The sequence below is a fragment of the Thioalkalivibrio sp. ALMg9 genome (genome assembly GCF_000380625.1).
Classification (GTDB): Bacteria; Pseudomonadota; Gammaproteobacteria; order Ectothiorhodospirales; family Ectothiorhodospiraceae; genus Thioalkalivibrio; species Thioalkalivibrio versutus.
Genome location: NZ_AQYC01000009.1, coordinates 177023 through 193981, shown reverse-complemented (window position 1 = coordinate 193981; position 16959 = coordinate 177023). Strand labels below are relative to the sequence as shown.

The window sequence follows — 16959 nt, the reverse complement described above, 5'->3', positions numbered from 1 at the left end:
CCCTCCGGACCCGGAGGGGGCTTGTCATCGCCAGTGGCAACCGGTCGCTTACGGCAGTGACGGGATCTCGAACTGCGGCATGTCACCGGTCAGCGCGTGCATGAAGGCCTCCAGGTCCGCGACTTCATCGTCGCTAAACTCCATGCCCAGCATCTCCTGCCCCATGATGCGGATCGCCTCGTCCAGCGTCGCGGTCTCGCCGTTGTTCATGTAGGGGTAGGTCAGGGCCACGTTGCGCAGGGTCGGGGTCTTGAAGGCAAAGCGATCACTCTCCTCCCCGGTCACCAGGTAACGGCCCTCGTCTTCCGACCCCGGCACCTGGATGCGATGGAAGTGGCTGTCGGTGAGTGCCGGGCCACGGTGGCAGGCGACGCAGCCGTTATCCGCGAACAGCTTCATGCCGCGCATTTGCTGCTCGCTCATCGCGCCCTCGTCCCCAACCAGCCAGCGGTCCAGCGGCGAGTTCGGGGTGTTCAGCGTGCGCTGGAAGGTCGCCAGCGCATGGGCCACGTGATCGGCATTGATCACGTTGTCACCGTCATAGTCCGGATAGGCGGCCTGGAACTTCTCCTGGTACTCGTTGAACTCTTCCAGACGCTCGATTGCGTCCTCCAGCGGCATCGCCATCTCGATCGCGTCCTGGATCGGACCCAGAGCCTGGCCTTCCAGGTCGTCCTCGCGGCCATCCCAGAACTGCGCCGTGAAGAAGCCGGAGTTCAGCACCGTCGGGGTGTTGCGCTCGCCGACCTGGCCATCATGCCCCACCGCGCGCGGGATACGGTCCGCCCAGCCCAGCGCAGGGTTGTGGCAGGTCGCGCAGGAGATCACGCCCGAACTGGAGATGCGCGGTTCGAAGAACAGCATCTTGCCCAGTTCGATCTTCTCCTCCGTCATCGAATTGTCCGCCGGGATCGGCGGCAGCGCCGGCAGCGGCTCGAACACGTCGCGGTACTGCGAATAGTCCGTATCGGCCAGCGCAGGCGCCGAGGCCCCGAACGCGATCGCCGCACAGGCGGCGATCGCCGTGATGCGGAATCCGGAAAGTGTCTTCATGGCAGGTCTCCTTGAAGGGGAACATCAGGGCGGACCGATATAGACTCGGTCCAGATCCCATGAAACCCACCCTATCGACGCGGAAAACCGGACGCGATCAAAAACGAGCGTTCCGTTGATCCAGATCAAAGGATACCCCCGCCATCCCGCCTCAACGCGCCCTTGACCCTCAAACGGAGGCACCGTAGGGTCCGCCTTGACTTCAGGTGCCCCGGCCTGTGTTGGCCGGGGATAATCGGGAAGCCGGTGCGCGAACTCTCGTTCGCAAGCCCGGCACTGCCCCCGCAACGGTAGGCGGAGTTGGGCGGATCCAATGCCACTGCGGCGCATCCCCAGGATGCCCGCGGGAAGGCGATCCGCATCTGGATGCAGCGCGCATCCACTCTGCGAGTCCGGAGACCGGCCTGGAGGACACCGACGCCGCGGTGGGCGGCCGGGCGGGCCAGGACCGGCGTGCTCATCGATCGGCCCTCCCCTGCTCCCAGCCCATCCTGTGGCGTCGTTTCATCCACGGCGTGCGGGGTCGCGCGCCAGGGAAACACATGACCCATGTGCGCGAACGGGCACATGGGTCATGTGTTTCCTTAGGGGAGCACCACAACAATGAACGATACCCATCTCCGACCGGGGCGACATGCCATCCCGGTCCTGGCCACCCTGTATCTGATGACGGCCGCGAGCATCGCTCCGGCTCAGGCCAACTTCGAGTTCGGCGACGCGGAAGACGGCCTGCAGGTGACACTGGATCCGCTGATCCAGGGCCGCTACAGCTACGCCCGTGCCCCGGACGGTTCCACTAGCGAGTTCGACTTCCGCCGCGCTTGGCTGGACACCCAGGGGACTCTGTTCCACCCAGATCTTCGCTTTCGCCTGCAGCCGGATTTCAGCAGCGGCGAACTCTCGATGCGCGACATCTGGATGCAGTACGCGTTCCGCGACAATCTGGGCCTGCGCCTCGGCCAGTTCACCGTACCCTTCGGACTGCCGCGCGACATCGGCGGACCCAACCGCCTGTTTACCGAACTCAGCGTGCCGGGCAACCAGTTCGAGGTCCCCGCCGGGCGCGATACCGGCGTGACCCTACTGGGCGGTGACGGCGAAGCCTGGGCCTGGGCCGCCGGGGTGTTCGACGGCCGTGGCCGTCTGGACCAGCGTGACGACCGCCCCGCCACCTCCGGCCACCTGTTCAGTGCCCGCGGGGCCTGGGCACCGGTCGGCGAGATCCCGCGCGACAACACTACCCTCGGCCGCGCCGTGGAGCGCACCGTGGCGCTGGGCGCCGGCCTTCAGGCAGCGGACCGCAACCACCTGCGCGACTGGAGCCGCGGACTGGAAGATACGGTGGACCGCCAGCGGGCCGACTGGGTCACCGCCACCGCCGACGCGGTGATCAAGTTCGGCCACACCTCGCTCTCGCTGGCCGCGTTCCGCCGCGACGTCTCCCCGAACCATGCGTCGTCCTATCACGACCTCGGTGCCGAGCTCGAACTCGCGCAGTCGCTGCCGGTGGACGGGCTGGAGGTGGCGGCGCGCCACGCGGTGCTGCGCCACGACGCCGGCGACGAGCGCTGGCAGCGCGAATGGGGCGCCGGGCTCAACTGGTACCACCGGGGCCAGCGGCAAAAGACCCAGCTCATGTGGCTGGACCGCGACGCCGACCGCTCGGACTGGGAACTGCACCTGCAGCACCAGTTCCGCTTCTGACCCGCCACGGCTGACGCGAACAGGGAGAGCCACCATGAATCGAACGAAATCCATCCGGCGGTCGCTGACGACCGGCCTCCCGCTGGCCCTGCTGCTCGCATCGGCGGGGACCACGGGCGCCGAAGAGATCACCGTCCCGATGCCGGGCCCCTGGGGCGAAGGCTACGAAGAAACCCTGGACGACCCGGCCAGCGTGGACGCCACCGAGGCCTTCCAGCGCTTCCGCCAGCAGAGCATGCGGGGCACCTCGGCCACCTACCGCAGCATCGAGCAGATCCTGCGCTATGACGCGCCGTTCGCCGAGCGTCTGCCCGATCTGGCCGACGAGCTGGCACGGCGGGCCGCCGACATCGAAACCTGGTTCGACCGCGAGACACCAGCGCGGGACGGCGATCCAGGAGCCCTGCCCGCCGCCTGGGCGGACCCAGACTTCGCCGAGTACAAGGCGTCCTACCGCCAGGCCGCCGAACGGCTGCAGCGGAAGGTGGAGACGGCCGACGACCTGGCGGACGAGGCCTTCCAGCTGCGCGCCACCAAGGCCCTGAACAGCGTGCGCCACCAGTGCCTCGCCTGCCACGACAATTACCGCCGCCGCTGAACCACGCGGAAACGGGGCGTCCCCCGAGCCCCTTTTCCGGGGCAGGGCACGCCCCGTTTCCGGCGGCCCCTTTCCTGATCCTGATTAGCACGAATCCACCGCGCGCTTCATATGCCGAAACGGCCTTGCCCGCGAACACGGCGGCGGGCTTCGGCAAGCGCCGCATTCGCGCACAAGCGCGCTCCTGCAGGGCTGCGGGTTGCGCTGGGGGAAGGGACCTCTGCAGAGCTTCAGTGCTAATCAGGCCCTTGACTGGGTACCCGACGATCAGTCGTTGTCCATGCCGCGATAACGCCGCACATGCGCCGGGTCGTACAGGGCACTATCGCGGAAATCCCCCGGATCCAGCGCCGGCCCCACCAGGATCAGCGCCGAGCGCCGCGTGGTCAGCTGCGTTGCCCGCTCCACGATATTGCCCAGCGAGCCCCGCACCACCGTCTCGTCCGGCCAGCTGGCACGGAAGACGATCGCCACCGGACAGTCACAGCCATAGTGCGGACGCAGGTCCGCGACCACGGCCTCGATATTGTGCAGGGACAGGTGGATCGCCAGGGTTGCCCCGGTCGCAGCGAAGGCCGCCAGCCGTTCGCGTTCCGGCATCGACGAGGCCCGCCCCGGCGTCCGCGTCAGCACCACCGACTGCGCCACCTCCGGCACGGTCAGCTCGCGCCCCAGGGTCGCGGCCGCAGCGGAGAATGCCGGGACCCCCGGGGTAATCGTGTAATCGATCCCGGCCGCCTCCAGACGGCGGATCTGCTCGCCCAGCGCGCTGTACACCGACAGGTCCCCGGAGTGCAGTCGCGCCACGTCCTGACCCGCCGCGTGGGCGCGCTGGATCTCGTCCATGATCGCGTCCAGCGTCAGCGGCGCGGTATTCACGATGTGCGCGCCTTCCGGAGCATGCTCCAGCACCGCCTCCGGCACCAGCGAACCCGCGTACAGGCATACCGGACAGGCCGCGATACGATCCCGCCCGCGCAGCGTCAGCAGATCCGCCGCGCCCGGGCCCGCCCCGACAAAATGAACCGTCATGATGACTCCTTGAATACGTGATGGGTATCGACCCGGGCCACCGCGCAACTGGCCCGCGCGGACAGACGCCGCGGCAGCAGCAGACGCGCGCCCTCGCCGGCCACCGCCAGCGCCGCCGCCTCGGCCACCGACCCGACCCCGGCGGTTGTACGCGCCCGCGCCGACTCCGTAAGCACTTCCTCGTCGCAGTCCACCAGCGCAGACGCAGACGGAAATACGAGTTCCAGCTCCAGCTCCCGCGCCACCGACGCCAGCATGGGGCTGTCGCTCTTGTGCGCCGGTGCCGCCAGATGCCGGATCGCGATCGGCTCGACGCGCGCCGCATCCAGCACGGCGCGAACCTCGGCCAGTACCTCGCGGATCAGGCCCTCCAGCTCCCGGGCCGTACAGGCGGAGGCGAAGCCGACGCCGGGCACCACCCGGTCGGGCGCCCCGTCCGTTGCCTCACTCAACTCCGACGCAGGGACCACAGGGTCACCGGCCGCAGCGGTTTCCAGCCCGACATCGTACCCAGCGGTTCCGCACGGCTCACGTTGATGCGCGTCAGCTCACCACCATGGCGCTCGCGCGCCGCTGCCAGCACGGCATCGCCCTCGACCGTCACGCTGTTGGCAACCAGGCGCCCGCCCATGCGCAGGCTCTCCACACAGTGCTCCACCAGCCCCGGGGTGGTCAGGCCGCCGCCGATGAAGATCGCGTCAGGAGGCGCCAGGCCGTCCAGCGCCTCTGGCGCCCGCCCGGGGATGCATTGCAGGGCCGGAACACCCAGGGCGCGCGCATTGCGCGCGATGCGTTCCAGCCGCTCCGCGCGCGGCTCGATGGCCAGGGTGTGGTTGGCCGGATCCGCCAGCATCCACTCGATGCCGATGGAACCGGAGCCGGCGCCGATGTCCCACAGGCACTCGCCGCGCCCGGGCGCCAGCAGAGCCAGTGTCACCGCACGGACCTCGCGCTTGGTGATCTGCCCGTCCTGTTCGAACTGCGCCTCCGGTCGGCCGGCGCTGGCCGCGATCACCGGGGCCGTCGGGGCCACCGGGGAGGCGCGACATTCCAGCGCGATCGTGTTCAGCGGATCCACCTCGCGAGCGCCCCAGTCCGCCGCCGTGGTCGCGCCAATGCGCTCCCGGGCCCCGCCCAACTGCTCCAGGACCGTCAGGGCCGAGGCCCCGAAACCCAGGTCATTGAGCCAATGGGCCAGCTCGCCGGGGGTCTCGCCGTCGCGGCTCAGGATCAGCAGCCGCGCGCCGTCGTGCAGCCAAGGGCGCAGCGCTTCCAGCGGGCGCCCGTGGACCGACAGGCAGCGGGTCTCCTGTAACGGCCAGCCCATCCGCGCGGCGGCCAGGCTGAATGCCGAGGGCGCCGGAAACACCCGGGTGGCCGCCACCGGGAAACGCCGCATCAACGTCGCGCCCACCCCGAACCAGAACGGGTCGCCACTGGCGAGCACGCACAGCGGCTGCCCCGCCCGGGCCTCGATCCAGTCGAGGGCGGTCTCCAGCGGCGAGGGCCACACCAGACGTTCCTGCCCTGGCTGCTCCGGCACCATCTCCAGATGCCGTGCACCCCCGATCACCGTGGTCGCCTGCGCCACGGCCGCACGGGCCTCCGGCGCCAGTCCGGACAGACCGTCCGCACCGACCCCGACGATGTGCAACCATGGCGTCCCGCCCGGCTGCGTCGCTACACTTGGCATCCCCATGACCTCCCGTTCACCCCTTTCCAACGACGCCCGGCCACCGCGCCCGCGGCATGTCCTCCTGCTGGGCGGCACCACCGAGGCCGCGGCCCTGGAGCCGCTGCTGGACGGCCACCCGCGGCTGCAGTCCACCGTCTCGCTGGCTGGGCGCACCCGGAAACCGGGCCCGTCGCGGCTGCCACGGCGCACGGGCGGTTTCGGCGGTGCCGAGGGCCTTGCCGCCTGGCTGCACGAACACGCGGTCGACGCCCTGGTGGATGCAACCCACCCCTTCGCGCGGCAGATCTCGGCCAACGCCGTCGCGGCCGCGCGCCAGACCGGCATCCCGCTGGCGCGCCTGACCCGACCGTCGTGGGAGGCCGGAGCGGATGACAGATGGATCCGCGTGTCCGATCTCGCGGCCGCCGGCCGCACGCTGCCGGCACTCGGCCGGCGCGTGCTGCTGACCACCGGCCGCCAGCACCTTGAGGCCTTCGAGGCCGCGCCCGAGCTGGACTATGTCATCCGCACCATCGACCCGCCCGAACCGCCCCCGGCGCTGCCACGAGTCACCTGGATCCATGCCCGGGGCCCATTCACGGCCGAGGACGAGGCGCGCCTGCTGCGGGAACACGCGATCGACGTTCTGGTGACCAAGGACAGCGGCGGCGATGCCACCGCCGCCAAGCTGCAAGCGGCCCGCGAACGGGGCATCCCGGTGGTGATGGTGGAGCGCCCGCCGGACGCCCCCGGAGTGCCACGGTTCCACGCCCCGCAGGCGGTACTCGACTGGCTGGAGGCGCTCCCGGACACCCACGGCTAGAGCGGGTCCCGGCTCATTCCGCCGCCTCGACATAACGCGGGGTGTAGACGTGCCGCCGCCCCGAAGGGCGTTCCAACACGCGGGTGGATGTGGCGCCGACGATCACCAGCGTGCTCATATTCGCCGCCGCCGGGTCCACCTCGCCGAGGGTGGAGATCTGCACGTCTTCGCGTTCGCCACGTCCCACCGCAGTGGCCAGCACCACCAGGGTGTCCGGCCCCTGGACCTCGCGCACGATCCCCAGTGCCTCGCCCAGCTGCCAGGGTCGCGCGCGCGAGATCGGATTGTAGAAGGCCATGGCGAAATCCGCCTCGGCCGCCAGCCGCACCCGGCGCTGGATCAGCGACCAGGGCTTGAGATTGTCCGACAGCGAGATCACGCAGAAATCGTTCCCCAGCGGCGCCCCCAGCCGCGCGGCGGCGGCCTGCATCGCCGAAACCCCGGGGGCCACGTCCACCTCGACGTCCTCCCAGCGCCCCGCCGGTGCCCCTTCCAGGGCCTCGAAGACGGCCGCCGCCATCGCGAATACGCCGGGATCGCCACCGGAAACCACGGCCACGTCCCGCCCCTCGGCGGCCATGTCCAGGGCGTGCGTCGCACGCGCCAGCTCCTCGCGGTTGTCCGAGGCGTGAACACGGTGATGCGCGCACGTAATGCGTTCCAGGTACGGTCCGTACCCCACCAGGTCGGTCGCCGCTTCGAGACGGGCAGCGACCTGCGGCGTAAGCCATTCCGGCCCGGCCGGCCCCACCCCGACCACGCTCAGCCGACCGCGCGGGCGAGCGCCATCCCCGCTCATCGCCGCACCCCTCGCCCGGGAATCACGATCATCGAGAAATAGGGCACCTGCTCCGGGATCGCGGCCAACGGCAGGACCCGCTCCTCCGGCGTGCTCGCGCGTTCCACGTACCAGGCGCGCGCGTCCAGTCCCAGTTCCCGCAGGACCCCAACCACCGCATCGCGCTGGGTTCCGACCTTCATGATGACCGCGGCATCGGTCCCCTGCAGGGCCTGGCGCAGATCGTCGATCGGCATGGTGCCCGGGATCACCGTCAGCAGGTCATCGCGCATGGTCAACGGCGTCGGCAACTGCGCGGCAGAGGCCATCATCGAGGTCACGCCAGGCACGATGCGGGTGGGGAAACGATCCTTCAGCCGCAGGTAGACGTGCATGAAGGAGCCGTAGAAGAACGGGTCCCCCTCGTTCAGCACCACCACCGAACGCCCGGCCTCCAGTTCGGCGGCCAGCTGCTCGGCGGCAGTGTCGAAAAACTGCTCGATGCGGCTGCGATATTCGTCGGAGCCGTGCGGGATCTCGTTGGTCACGGGATATTCCAGCGGCATTTCGCGCTGCCCGGTACCCAGGTGGGCATCCACAATGGCACGCGCCTGGCCGCGGCCGCCCCGGCGACAGAAGTAGGCCACCACCGGGCTCTCCGCAATCAGACGGACGGCCTTCAGCGTCAACAGCTCGGGATCACCGGGACCGGTGCCCACGCCGTACAGACAGCCGGCGTCCGAGGAATCCTGCAGGTTGGGGGATGTCGTCATATCCGGTCACTCGCAAAGGCGTTGATGGCCGCCGCGGCCATGGCACTGCCACCCCGGCGTCCGAAAATGGTCAGGTAATCGAGATTCAGCGGGCTGCTGGCCAGTGCCTCTTTGCTCTCCACCGCGCCGACGAACCCCACCGGGATTCCCAGTACAGCCGCGGGACGTGGCGCGTCCTGGTGCAGCATCTCCAGCAGGTGAAACAGCGCCGTGGGTGCATTGCCAATGGCCACGACCGCGCCATCCAGATGCGGTCGCCAACATTCCAGCGCCGCGGCCGAACGCGTCGTGCCCAGACGCTCGGCGGCCGCCGCCACCCCATCCTCCCGCAGGCTGCAGATCACTGGGTTGTCCGCCGGAAGCCGGGCCCGCGTGACCCCGTGCGCCACCATGTTGCTGTCGCACAGGATCGGCGCGCCGGCGGCCAGCGCATCAATGGCCGCCCGGGCCACCCCGGCGGAAAACCCGACGTCCCGCGGCAGATCAGTCATGCCGCAGGCGTGGATCATGCGCACCACCGCGGGCACCAGGTCCTCCGGAAAGCGGGCTAGATCCGCCTCGGACCGGATAATCGCAAAGGACTCCCGGTAGATGGCCGCCCCGTCGCGGATATAGTCGGGTACGGCCCCGGCCGTATCGCTCTGCGTCATGCTGAATCTCCGTTGTTCATCTTTGCGTTCATCCGCCGGCTCAGTGCCGTGCCCCCCAGCCGTTGCAGGGCCTCGATCCTCGACTCATTCGCGCCACACTCTTCACGGGCAACCGTATCGAGGGCCGCGAGGGCCGGCTCGACCTGCCCGGGTCTCAGCCTCGTCAGGACGGTCTCCCATTGCGCGGGCGCGCGTTGCAGCGACAGGTCGTAGCAACCTTCCCGCGCCGTGAGCAGCACCTGCGCGTTCGCGGGGCGCCCGCAGTGCTTGTCGCAGCCACTGACATGCACATGACCGCCGCCCGCAAGCAACCTGCAGGCGGATACCCCGGCCCTCTCGGCATCCGCCCGCGTGGAGGTACTGCCCGCCGAGCACCCCGCCTGCCCGATACAGGCACTCACCGCCAGGCGCGAATCATCCGGATCGGTCACACCGCCCCACTCGGCGACCCGGGCTGATTCCACCGGTGATGCCCCGGTCACGAGCAGGCTGCGCCACGGTGTCAGCCGCAGGCGTCCGTCGCGCACCCGGATATGTTCGGCCAGCCCGTGCAAGGCCTCCGCGCGCAGGGCCCCGAAGGGAAACGCGATCCCGAAGGCGCGCCCGTTCAGGCACGCCCCCATCCCGGTATCCGCGCATCCGGGCATCCGGGCCGCGACCCAGTCCCCGCCCGGGAGCACGCGCTCCAGCCCTGGCGGGGTCAGCACGCTCGGGCCGAACCGGGCCACGGCACCGGCCACGCGCCCCGGCGGATCCACCTCGCCTTCGCGCAAATCCACGAAGCGTTCGAGCACCGCCAGGGCGACCTCCACGACCTTCTCCGGGCGCGTCCAGCCCAGCACCGTGGCCGTGCGACGGGACGCGCCCACGGCCACCCGAAACCACACCCCTCCCAGCGCCGCACTGGCCTCCAGCCGCAGGTCCGCCGCTACGCCATCCAGCGGCAAACCTCCACCGGCCTCCACCAGCACCCCCACCTTCGGCGGCAGTGCCCGCAGACGCGGGTGTTCCCCCAGCGCCCGCGCGAGGTCCCGCGCGACCGGCTGTACATCCATGGCCGCCTCCGGATCGATGTCCGTCACCGGGGCCACCAGGACATTGCGCACCGCCTCCACCGCGGGATCGCGGTCAGCCAGACCCGCGCGCTCCAGCTCGACACGTGCCGGCTCCAGATCCGCCGTCTCCAGACCGCGCAACTGCAGATTGCCGCGGCTGGTCAGCTCCAGGGCACCGGAACCAAAACGGCGCGCCACCTCCGCGAGGGTCTGCGCCTGCTCCGCATCTAGCCCCCCGATCGGGTGACGCACCCGCATCAGCAAACCGTCCCCGGTGCTCAACGGCGCAGCCACCCCCGGACAGGCCTGGCGCACCCACGGACGATCGGCGCTCATGGTTTCACCCTGCCCGCGCTCATGTCCGAATCCGCACGCCACGCGCCACCAGGGCCCAGGCCAGCCCGCCGACGACGAGGGTCGCCCCCACGAGGACCCAGAAGGTCGTGGCCCAGGCAAAGGACCCGGTCCCCAGCAGGCCGTAGCGAAAGCCCTCGATCATGTAATACAGCGGGTTCAGCACCGCCAACGACTGCCAGGGCTCGGGCATCCGTTCCACCGGGTAGAACAGGCCTCCCAGGTAGATCAGCGGGGTCAACACGAACGTGGCCACTACGGAGGTATGGTCAAAGCTGCGTGCATACAGGCCGTTCAAGAGCCCGGCCAGCGCGAACAGCAAGGCACTGATCAGCGCGATCCCCAACGTGGCCGCCAGGTGGTGCAGCTGGAGATGGGTAAACGGGATCGCGACCAGCGCCACCAGCGCCCCGGCCAGCAGCCCGCGGATCACGCCGCCGGTGGCGAAGCCCGCCACAATCAGCCAGGCAGGCAGCGGCGCGACCAGCAGCTCCTCGATATGCCGCTGCAAGCGCGCGCCGTAAAACGCCAGCGTCACATTGCTGTAGGCATTGGTGGCAACCGCCAGGATGATCAGGCCGGGCAGGATGAAATCAGCGTAGTCGACCCCCCGCATGGTGCCCAGTTCGCGCCCGATCAGATGACCGAAGATCACCAGGAACAGGACGGTCGTCACCACCGATGGCAGGAGGTTCTGCACCCAGGCCCGCAGGAACCGGCGCACCTGCTTGACCACCATCCCGCGATAGGCGAATGCGTAGGCCGCGAGTCTCATGCCCCGGCCCCTTGCAGTGCGTCCGCGCGTTTCGCAATGCGCTGCAGGAATAGCGACTCGAGCCGGTTGCGCTTGTTGCGCAGTCCCGCGACCCGGACCCCGCTGCCGCCCAGGCGATCGAACAGGTCATTGACCTCCATGCCCTGCGGGAGATCGATCTCCAGGGTCCAGGCATCCACCAGTCGGGTCGCCAGCCCCTCCAGGACCGGGGCCGCGTCCAGAGGCGCATTCAATTCCAGCACCAGCGTCTGCACGTTCAGCCCGTGCAGCAGCTCGCCGGTCTCGCCGCGCGCGACGATCCCGCCCTGATCCAGGATCGCCAGCCTGTCGCACAGGCTCTCGGCCTCCTCCAGATAGTGGGTGGTCAGGAGAATCGTCACGCCATCCGCGTTCAAGCCGCGCAGCAGCTCCCAGGTTGCATGGCGCCCCTCCAGGTCCACCCCCGCCGTCGGCTCGTCCAGCAACAAAACGCGAGGGCGATGCACCAGGGCGCGGGCAATCATCAGCCGGCGCTTCATGCCGCCCGACAGGCCCCAGGCCGACTGTTCGCGCCGGTCCAGAAGACCCGCCTGTTCCAGCACCTCGCCGGTTCGTTCGCGCGCCCGCCTCGGGGACAGCCCGTAGTAGGCCGCCTGGGCCTCGACGATCTCGCCCACCGGCTCGAAGCTGTTGAAATTCACCTCCTGCGGCACCACGCCCATGCACGCCTTCGCCGCCACCGCCTGCGTGGCCACATCGTGCCCGCAGACCCGGATCGAACCGCGATCCGCCCGCACCAGCGTGGTCAACAGCCCCACCAGGGTGGTCTTGCCGGCCCCGTTCGGACCCAGCAGGCCGAAAAAGCTGCCCGCCGGCACCTCCAGATCCACGTTCGCCAGCCCGACCCGGCCACCGGCGTAGCGCTTGGCTACCGACTGCAGGGCGATCGCCGCGGCCGTCATGGCGCAAGGCCCCTGGCGCCATCGGCAAACCCGACGATGCGCCCCGCCCGATCCACCGCGCAGACCTCCAGCGCCGTGGTCTCCGGCAACATCCCGCGGGCTCGCTGCCAGGCGCGTGCACTAATCCGGTCGGCCAGGGCCACGCCCTGTTCCAGGCAATCCGCAAGGGCCTGGGCACTGGTGTTGGCCGCGCGGATGCGCGCCACCAGGTCCGGGCTGGCGCCCAGATCCGCGGCTTCCTCCGCCAGGGCGTCGAGATCGATGCGCGACTTGCGGCTATGCGCATCCAGGTGCCCGGCCGCGAACTTGCTGAGCTTGCCGAAGCCCGCGGCCAGCACCACCGCGGGCAGGGGGTGGCGCCGCAGGTACTTCAGCGCCGCCCCGAACAGATCCCCCATCTCGATCAGCGCCAGGTCGTCCAGACCGTAGCGTTCACGCACCGCCGCCTCGCTGGTGCCGCCGGTACAGCAGGCCACACGCGGACAATCGTTGGCGCGGGCCACGTCGATGGCCTGATGGATGGATGCGATATAGGCGGCGCAGGAAAACGGGCGCACGATCCCCGTGGTGCCCAGGATCGAGAGGCCGCCGAGGATGCCCAGGCGGGCATTCATGGTCCGCTCGGCAATCCGTTCGCCCCCGTCCACCCCGACCGTGACCCGGAAGCCCCCGCTGTAACCGGTCGCCTCGGCAAGCGCCTCCAGATGCCCCTGCATCATGCGTCGCGGGACCGGGTTGATCGCCGGCTCGCCCGGCGCCAACACCAGGCCCGGACGCGTGACCGTCCCGACCCCGGCACCCGCCATGAACACAACGCCAGGTGCACCACACAGGGTCACCTCGACCCAGACCCGAGCCCCGTGGGTGGCATCCGGGTCATCGCCGGCATCCTTGATGACCCCGGCGACCGCGCCACCCGGGGTGGGCTCCAGATCGTTCAACGCCAGGCGCACGACCTGCCCCCTCGGCAGGGTGACCTCGACCGTCTCGAGCCGCCGCCCCTCCAGCAGCCAGCGTGCGCCGGCCACGGCGGCCACGGTCGCGCAGACGCCGGTGGTCAGGCCGGTGCGCAGGCGCCCGGTTGTCTCGCACGTCTCCGGGCGCATGCCGCCCTCCGCACTGTAGCGATCAGCCGACTTCATGCGTCCCCGGCCCGGGCTCGAAGCCCGGCGTGGCAATCGTCTCGCGCAGGCGCACCACCTCGCCCACGATCAGCAACGCGGGCGACTGGATGGCCAGATCCGCAACCCGCGCGGGAAGGTCCGCCAGCGTGCCCTCAATGACGCGCTGCGTCGGGCGCGTGCCCTGCTCCACCAACGCGGCCGGCATCGCGCCATCCGCGCCCGCCGCCATCATCTCGCCGCAGACCTCGGCCAGGGTGTGCAGCCCCATGTAGACGACCAGGGTCTGCTGCGGATGGACCAGCGAGGCCCAGTCCAGATCGGTCTCGCCGGCGCGGCGATGGGCGGTCACGAACTGGCAGCGATAGGCATGATCGCGATGGGTCAACGGGATCCCGGCATACGCCGCGCAGCCACCCGCCGCGGTGATCCCCGGCACGATGCGGACCGGGATCCCGGCCGCGGCGATCGCCGCCGCCTCCTCGCCGCCGCGACCATAGACGAACGGGTCCCCACCCTTCAGGCGCACCACGTAGTGCCCCTCCCGCGCCAACGCGATCATGCGCTCGTTCAGGTCCCCCTGATCGCAGCTGTGCCGTGAGCGTGCCTTGCCCACGTACAGCCGCTGCGCCTCCGGGTTCGCCAGTTCCAGGATCGCATCCGGGATCAGGCGGTCGTGCAGCAGGATGTCGGCGTGCTGCATCGCGGCTACCGCGTCCAGTGTCAGCAGCCCCGGATCGCCCGGACCCGCGCCGACCAGATCCACGCAGCCGGCCCGCCGCTCGCCGCCCAGCCGGATGCTGGCCCCGGCGCGTGCCCCCGGTCCGATCCGCGTCACATTATCCCGCTGCGCATCACTCATGGCCGAAACAGCTGCGCCGTGGCCTCGGGGTTGGACGGGAACCAGGCGTGCAGATAGGTCGCGCTCAGGCGACCATCGCGATAGATCGCCTCCCCCTGCGACCCCGTCCCGCGGGCCCGCCAGCAATGGTCGTAAGGTTCCAGGCCGACCTCGGAGCGGGTGTGGTGGAAGGTGTGTCCACGCAACTCGCCCTCCGGCAGCGGGGCCGCCTGGAGACCCAGGCCCTGCAAGCGGTCCGCCAGCTGGGCCTTGCCCGGCACCAGTCCGGCCATGGCCGCGGTGTGGCCCTCGCGGTCGGCCAGTTCATCCAGCAGATAGAGGAAGCCCCCGCACTCCGCCAGGATAGGGCGACCGGCCGCATGGTGGGCCTCCAGGTCCGACTTCAGAGCGGTATTGGCGGCCAGTTGATCCAGATACAACTCGGGGTAGCCGCCCGGGAGCCAGACGGCATCGGCCTCCGGCAGCCCATCCCCGGCAAGCGGGGAAAAGAACCGCAGTTCGGCGCCCATCTTCTCCAGCAGACGCAGATTGGCCGGATACATGAACGCGAAGGCCGCATCCCGTGCAATCGCGACGCGTACGCCGGACAGGGTCGCCGTGATCGGCGCGATCGCTTCCGGATGAAAGGTCACGGGCTCCGGGAGGCCCGTCACGCCGGCCTCTTCGATCGCAGCCGCCGCGGCCTCCAGCCGCGCATCCAGGTCGGCGATCTCGCCCGCCTGAACCAGGCCCAGGTGACGATCCGGGACACTCAGCGTCTCGTTGCGCTGCACGGCCCCGAAGAAGCGGATCGCGTCCGGGGTGCAGTCCTCCAGCATCCGGGCATGCCCCGGGCTGCCCACCCGATTGGCGATCACGCCGGCGAATGACAAGCCCGGGCGATAGGTCGACAAGCCGTGCACCAGCGCCCCGAAGGTCTGGCCCATACCGCTGGCATCCAGGATCGCCAGGATCGGCAACCCGAAGGCCTGGGCCAGATCCGCGCCGGAGGGATCCCCGTCGAACAGCCCCATCGATCCCTCCACCAGGATCAGGTCGGACGTCTGTGCCGCCTCGTACAACATCGCCCGGCAGGCGGCCTCGCCCACCATCCACAGATGCAGCGCATCCACCGGGTGGCCGGAGGCCTGCTCCAGGATCATCGGGTCGAGGAAGTCGGGGCCGGTCTTGAACACGCGCACGCGTCGGCCCTGGTTGCGGTGGTAGCGAGCGATGGCGGCGGTGATCGTGGTCTTGCCCTGGCCCGAGGCCGGGGCCGCCACGAACGCGGCCGGGCAGCTCACGCTCACAGCTCGATCCCCTTTTGCGCCTTGATGCCGGCCTGGAAGGCGTGCTTGACCACACCGATCTCGCTGACGGTATCGGCCGCCTCGATCATCGCCTTGGGCGCGGCGCGGCCGGTGGTGATCACGTGCTGCATCGGCGGGCGGTTGGCCAGTTCTTCGAGGACCTCGGCCACGTCGAGGTACTGGTATTTCAGCGCGATGTGCAGCTCGTCGAGCAGCACCAGATCGACGTTCGGGTCGCGCAGCATGTCGCGGGCATGCGCCCAGGCATCGCGGGCGGCCTCGACATCCTTCTCGCGGTCCTGGGTCTCCCAAGTGTAGCCCTCGCCCATCACGTGGTACTGCACGTTGTCCTGACCGCGGAAGAAGGCCTCCTCGCCGGTGGCGAACTGCCCCTTGATGAACTGGACGATGCCCACCTGCATGCCGTGCCCCAGGGCACGGGCGACCATGCCGAAGCCGGAGGAGCTCTTGCCCTTGCCGTTGCCGGTCAGGATCAGGAACACCCCCTTCTCCTCCTGGGCTTCGGCGATCTTGCGGTCCACGACCTCCTTCTTGCGCGCCATGCGCTGGGCGTGGCGTTCGGCGCGAGCCGCTTCGGTGTCTTCGCTCATCGTTTTGTTACTCCTTGATTCGTTGCGTCATACGGGCATTCGGACGGCGCCTAGAGTGGCTATTCGCCGATCAGGATCATCCGTCCGGTCTCCGGATCGCGGTAGACCTGCCCCATGGATTCGAAACCCGAGCCGGCCTCGCCGGCCCCTTCGGGCGGGTCCGGGATCTCGCGCCCGGGCTCGATCTCGGCGCCGCCACTGGCCGGCTCCAACCCGCCGCCCGATGCGGCCATCACCACCATCAGGCCGACGGCAAACACCAGCATGATGTCGGCCAGATTGGCCAGCGGGCCCATCGGCTCCTCGTCGGGCGCGTCGAAGCGCGAGGCTCGGTAGTGCGGGACCCTCATGCCACCGCCTCCATACGCTCCATCGCCGCGTCGTACCAGCGCCGGCGCAGCCGCCCGAGCAGGAAGCCGAGAATACCGATCAGCAGCCCCAGCACCGTGGTGTTGAACGCCACCGTAACGGCCTGGGCGAGGATTTCCAGTTCGCCCCGGCCCATCGCGGCCAGCCCCGGACCCAGCGGGATCAACGTCCCCATCAGCCCGAGCATCGGGCCGATGCGCGCCAGCAGATCGGCGCGGTCGATGCGCCGCCGGGCACGGTAAGCGAGGCGTTCGGCATCGCCGCTCAATTCCAGACGGCGTACCCCACCGGAGCGTTCACCCAGTGCCAGCCCGAGCTCCCAGACGGCGACCGCGACCAGCACCAGCAGGCCAACGATCACTGGCTCCAGCAGCCAGCGCACCACGGTGTCCATCAGTTCCATCGTGATCGAGAACGACATTCGCGTTACCTCATTAACCTTTGTTCAGCCATTCGTACGGCCTTCTGTAGGAGGCCAGCCTCTGGCCGATGGGGC

At 69.8% G+C, this 16959-nt stretch carries 19 protein-coding genes and 1 riboswitch; of the genes, 3 read left to right on the top strand and 16 right to left on the bottom strand.

The window, feature by feature from the left end:
* Positions 1-48: 48 nt before the first annotated feature.
* Complete coding sequence (locus tag F792_RS0110090; RefSeq protein WP_018169489.1) at positions 49-1053, bottom strand: cytochrome-c peroxidase; 1005 nt, start codon at positions 1051-1053, stop codon at positions 49-51.
* A 187-nt stretch (positions 1054-1240) separates the two neighbouring features.
* A riboswitch (cobalamin riboswitch) is annotated at positions 1241-1476 on the top strand.
* 180 nt (positions 1477-1656) lie between these two features.
* On the opposite strand from F792_RS0110090, the gene F792_RS0110080 reads away from it, so the two are divergent.
* Together F792_RS0110080 and F792_RS0110075 are read left to right on the top strand one after the other, a co-directional pair.
* Positions 1657-2757 (top strand): porin, encoded by a 1101-nt coding sequence (locus tag F792_RS0110080; RefSeq protein ID WP_018169487.1) that lies wholly within the window; start codon positions 1657-1659, stop codon positions 2755-2757.
* A 34-nt stretch (positions 2758-2791) separates the two neighbouring features.
* Positions 2792-3355 (top strand): cytochrome c, encoded by a 564-nt coding sequence (locus tag F792_RS0110075; RefSeq protein WP_018169486.1) that lies wholly within the window; start codon positions 2792-2794, stop codon positions 3353-3355.
* Positions 3356-3622: 267 nt separating this feature from the next.
* Here F792_RS0110075 and cobM read toward each other — a convergent pair whose 3' ends face one another.
* From cobM to F792_RS0110060, 3 genes are read right to left on the bottom strand one after another with little or no spacing between them, the layout of a single operon-like run.
* Positions 3623-4387 (bottom strand): precorrin-4 C(11)-methyltransferase, encoded by a 765-nt coding sequence (gene cobM / locus F792_RS0110070; protein WP_018169485.1) that lies wholly within the window; start codon positions 4385-4387, stop codon positions 3623-3625.
* Complete coding sequence (locus tag F792_RS0110065; RefSeq protein ID WP_018169484.1) at positions 4384-4806, bottom strand: cobalamin biosynthesis protein; 423 nt, start codon at positions 4804-4806, stop codon at positions 4384-4386. Before F792_RS0110065 ends, cobM begins: the two co-directional genes overlap by 4 nt.
* A 29-nt stretch (positions 4807-4835) precedes the next feature.
* A complete protein-coding gene (locus F792_RS0110060; RefSeq protein ID WP_026305950.1) occupies positions 4836-6080 on the bottom strand; it encodes a bifunctional cobalt-precorrin-7 (C(5))-methyltransferase/cobalt-precorrin-6B (C(15))-methyltransferase in 1245 nt (414 codons plus the stop codon).
* A 4-nt stretch (positions 6081-6084) separates the two neighbouring features.
* Between F792_RS0110060 and F792_RS0110055 the strand changes: the two genes are divergently transcribed.
* Positions 6085-6885, top strand: coding sequence for a cobalt-precorrin-6A reductase (locus F792_RS0110055; RefSeq protein WP_018169482.1), 801 nt, complete (start codon positions 6085-6087; stop codon positions 6883-6885).
* Positions 6886-6898: 13 nt separating this feature from the next.
* On the opposite strand, the gene cobJ is transcribed toward F792_RS0110055, so the two are convergent.
* The 12 genes from cobJ to F792_RS0109995 are packed head-to-tail and all read right to left on the bottom strand — an operon-like array spanning position 6899 to position 16884.
* Entirely contained in the window at positions 6899-7684 is a 786-nt protein-coding gene (gene cobJ, locus F792_RS0110050) for a precorrin-3B C(17)-methyltransferase (protein WP_018169481.1), read from the bottom strand.
* A complete protein-coding gene (locus tag F792_RS0110045; protein WP_018169480.1) occupies positions 7681-8436 on the bottom strand; it encodes a precorrin-2 C(20)-methyltransferase in 756 nt (251 codons plus the stop codon). Before F792_RS0110045 ends, cobJ begins: the two co-directional genes overlap by 4 nt.
* Complete coding sequence (locus tag F792_RS0110040) at positions 8433-9086, bottom strand: precorrin-8X methylmutase (RefSeq protein WP_018169479.1); 654 nt, start codon at positions 9084-9086, stop codon at positions 8433-8435. The genes F792_RS0110045 and F792_RS0110040 overlap by 4 nt, the downstream gene beginning before the upstream one ends.
* Positions 9083-10477 (bottom strand): precorrin-3B synthase, encoded by a 1395-nt coding sequence (cobG, locus tag F792_RS0110035; protein ID WP_018169478.1) that lies wholly within the window; start codon positions 10475-10477, stop codon positions 9083-9085. The genes F792_RS0110040 and cobG overlap by 4 nt, the downstream gene beginning before the upstream one ends.
* Positions 10478-10496: 19 nt before the next feature.
* Positions 10497-11270 (bottom strand): ABC transporter permease, encoded by a 774-nt coding sequence (locus F792_RS0110030; RefSeq protein WP_018169477.1) that lies wholly within the window; start codon positions 11268-11270, stop codon positions 10497-10499.
* Positions 11267-12211, bottom strand: a complete 945-nt coding sequence (locus F792_RS0110025; RefSeq protein ID WP_018169476.1) for an ABC transporter ATP-binding protein — start codon at positions 12209-12211, stop codon at positions 11267-11269. Before F792_RS0110025 ends, F792_RS0110030 begins: the two co-directional genes overlap by 4 nt.
* Positions 12208-13317: a cobalt-precorrin-5B (C(1))-methyltransferase gene (locus tag F792_RS0110020; protein WP_018169475.1), complete on the bottom strand. Its 1110-nt coding sequence runs from the start codon at positions 13315-13317 to the stop codon at positions 12208-12210. Before F792_RS0110020 ends, F792_RS0110025 begins: the two co-directional genes overlap by 4 nt.
* Positions 13318-13339: 22 nt before the next feature.
* Positions 13340-14194, bottom strand: a complete 855-nt coding sequence (cobA, locus tag F792_RS0110015; protein ID WP_018169474.1) for a uroporphyrinogen-III C-methyltransferase — start codon at positions 14192-14194, stop codon at positions 13340-13342.
* Positions 14191-15483: a cobyrinate a,c-diamide synthase gene (locus tag F792_RS0110010; RefSeq protein ID WP_018169473.1), complete on the bottom strand. Its 1293-nt coding sequence runs from the start codon at positions 15481-15483 to the stop codon at positions 14191-14193. Before F792_RS0110010 ends, cobA begins: the two co-directional genes overlap by 4 nt.
* Positions 15480-16094, bottom strand: a complete 615-nt coding sequence (gene cobO / locus F792_RS0110005) for a cob(I)yrinic acid a,c-diamide adenosyltransferase (RefSeq protein ID WP_018169472.1) — start codon at positions 16092-16094, stop codon at positions 15480-15482. The genes F792_RS0110010 and cobO overlap by 4 nt, the downstream gene beginning before the upstream one ends.
* A 59-nt stretch (positions 16095-16153) precedes the next feature.
* Positions 16154-16444 carry a DUF2149 domain-containing protein gene (locus tag F792_RS0110000; protein WP_018169471.1) on the bottom strand — a complete coding sequence of 97 codons (291 nt, stop codon included), beginning with the start codon at positions 16442-16444 and terminating at the stop codon, positions 16154-16156.
* Positions 16441-16884, bottom strand: a complete 444-nt coding sequence (locus tag F792_RS0109995) for a MotA/TolQ/ExbB proton channel family protein (protein WP_018169470.1) — start codon at positions 16882-16884, stop codon at positions 16441-16443. The genes F792_RS0110000 and F792_RS0109995 overlap by 4 nt, the downstream gene beginning before the upstream one ends.
* Between the last annotated feature and the right edge of the window lie 75 nt (positions 16885-16959).